2 protein-coding genes are annotated in these 2,934 nt (G+C 27.0%); both read left to right on the forward strand.

Going from position 1 to position 2,934, the window contains the following annotated elements:
• The first annotated feature begins 487 nt into the window (after window positions 1-487).
• Window positions 488-1,228: an IspD/TarI family cytidylyltransferase gene (locus JJE11_RS17180; protein ID WP_291637834.1), complete on the forward strand. Its 741-nt coding sequence runs from the start codon at window positions 488-490 to the stop codon at window positions 1,226-1,228.
• Window positions 1,229-1,886: 658 nt separating this feature from the next.
• The gene (locus tag JJE11_RS17185; RefSeq protein WP_291637836.1) at window positions 1,887-2,180 is read left to right on the forward strand and encodes an Abi family protein; all 294 of its coding nucleotides are present in this window, start codon (window positions 1,887-1,889) and stop codon (window positions 2,178-2,180) included.
• Window positions 2,181-2,934 lie beyond the last annotated feature (754 nt).

Genomic DNA, 2,934 nt, shown 5'->3' on the forward strand with positions numbered 1-2,934 from the left:
AATTCATTAGGTTGGAAGGCTAAAGTAAGTTTACTAGAATCATATAATAGAATGATAAGCTGGATGAAAACGTTCTAGATATAAAATATTCTAATCATAATTAAAAAGTTGTTTTAAATAGTTAATAATTTTAGGTATAAAATATATATCAGAAAGATATATAAGGCCTCTATCTGATGCTTTTTTAGCAAAAATAGAATAGAATATTAGTACTTAAAAACTAAATAGGGTTATGTATCTAAAGTTAAGAAAGCCTTGAACAGTATAAAACTAAGAGAAACAAAACTTTTGACGAACAGTAAAACATAAGCACTTTAACCAATATTCAAATTTAGTTTATTAAGAAATTATTGTGAATCAGGGTGTTAATTTAACCTACAAATAGGTTAGATTACCCATTATTATAGAAACAAAAATCTATACAATTATAAGGCATAACCTATTATTATATAGAATGCCCTTTGGGTTCTTTGAGGGAGAGTAAGCAATGAATATAGCATTAATATTTGCAGGTGGTGTAGGATCTAGAATGAACACAAAGGCCAAACCAAAACAATTTTTGGAAATGAATAAAAAACCTATTATAATTCATACTTTAGAGCATTTTGAAAACAATCCTGAAATTGAAGGAATTGTTGTTGTTTGTATTGAAAATTGGATTAATTATCTAAAAGACTTGCTATATAAATTTCGAATTGAAAAAGTGGTAAAAATTGTCCCAGGAGGAGTTACTGGTCAATTATCTATTTATAATGGACTAGCTGCAATTAATGAATTGGTAAATACAGAAGATGATAATATTGTATTGATTCATGATGGAGTGCGCCCTTTAATTGGTTCTCAATTGATTTCTGAAAATATCGCATGTGTTAAAAAGCATGGCTCTGCTATTACTACAGCTATTGTTAAAGAAACATTTATACTTGTAGATGATAATGGAATGGTGGAGACTGTAGCTAATAGAGATCAATCTAGAGTCGCAAAAGCTCCTCAATCATTTTATTTAAAAGATATTTTAGAAGCTCATGAAAAAGCTCAAAAAGAAAATATTACAGATTTCATCGATTCTTGTACTATGATGAGATATTATGGAAAAGCTTTATATACCTTAAATGGCCCAGTCGAAAATATAAAAATAACTACACCTGATGATTTTTATACGATGAGAGTTTTATTAGAAACTCAAGAAAATGCCCAGATCTATTTGGATACAGAAGTTAATAATTAAATACTTTTACAACTCAAGCACTTTTATTTGTGAGGTTTTGAAGATTTTATGAGAGGATGAATTACATAGTTTTTTCTACTTGCATCAAAGAGCTTGAAAAATTAATCATCACCAAGATACCCATAGTCTTACCTTCTGATGGTCTTGATTTTTTATTCTAAACTTTGGATAAAAAATCTTATCCCCAGTTTTATGTTATCCTTAGCTTTTTTAAAAAGCTTTGATTAGAGGAGCTATTTAGCAGATTCCATAAAAAAACTAAGGATAATATTTTTAACAAAAACATAAAAAGTGGATAACTCATTACACCTTTCTATTTTTTGTTCAATTGAATTTACTGCTTTTGATGAAGTGTTAGCCTAGAACATTGGGAAAATAGGCCTTTACGCAGAAATATGATGATAAAAACTGGATAAAGGAATTAGTTCTATTCCACCGGAAATTTCAAGGAGTATAAAGAAACCTTAGACAGGGAATGAAGAAAAACCAGCAAAAACATATTGAATTAGATAAATTGTTATCCTTATCTTTTTTATGAAACTCTTAGATTCAAAGCTTTATTTGATGTTTTTGAAAAAGCTATGAATAAAAATGATAATACTAGAAATAATGATATTGTTTAAAAAAACTTAAATATCTAAATACTATTTATTCTTCAATGAAAAGTAGATATGGATGTTCAAGTAAAATAGTTTCTCATTTCTATGATAAAGATACTTATATACCTTTATGGGGAATAATTGAAGAATTAGCTCTTGGAGAATTATCAACCTTAATTATCAACTTAATACCTCAAATAAACCAAGATATTTCGGAAGAATTAGGTCTTCCTTCTAACTATAATATTGATGGTAAACTACTCTCAAAAATAATTTTAATTGTACAAGAATTTAGAAATGCAACAGCTTATAATAAGGTTGTTTTTGATTGTAGATATAAAGAATTCCAATAAAGAAACACTATAGGGGAATTACTTTCTAATCTTACTTGTATAGAAAAGATAAGTTTCGATTCTGTAATTGATGATATAGTTTTAGTTATATTTCTTATGAAGAATCTTAAATTTTATAAAAATACTCTTATAAAACTAGTAAACTAATTAATTCTTGAAATAGAAAATTTGTATAACAAATTAGGTAGTGATTTATACGGAAAAGTTCTTCCTTTTGATTCTAGAGATAAACTTATTAAGCTTAAAAAATTTATAGAAAAAAAATTAATAATTAAAATTAATCTTTTTAATATTGATATTTATAATTGATTTAGGTATTATAAATTCATAATTGCCATGTACGTTTACGGACTGCATGTAGAAGGGTTCCGATAAGTCGGGCCCTTATTTTTTTCTATGGTTGCAAACTTATGGGTCTTGATACTTTTCTGTATGTTTTAACTTTGAATTCCCTGTGATTTCCTTGATGATGCTATTATTTTAAAAAAGAAATATTCATTGTTTTGATATGCCCTCTGTAGGTAGGCCCTCTTCTTTGCATTGACCCCTTGTAGGTTTACATATGGAGAAATTACTATACATGTATTATAGTCAAGATAAATTTGGGCTCAATCACTTTTATTGTGTGATTTATAATTAGCATACTATAAAATTATTTATTTATAAAATTGACAAAAAAGGGTATCACCTATATTTTTGTAGTTATTAATTATAACAAAAAAAGGATACCCTTCATGAGCTATATCACATTGCC

Origin of the sequence: Clostridium sp., from assembly GCF_016650095.1 — a bacterium.
In the GTDB taxonomy this organism is placed as follows: domain Bacteria; phylum Bacillota; class Clostridia; order Clostridiales; family Clostridiaceae; genus Clostridium_AD.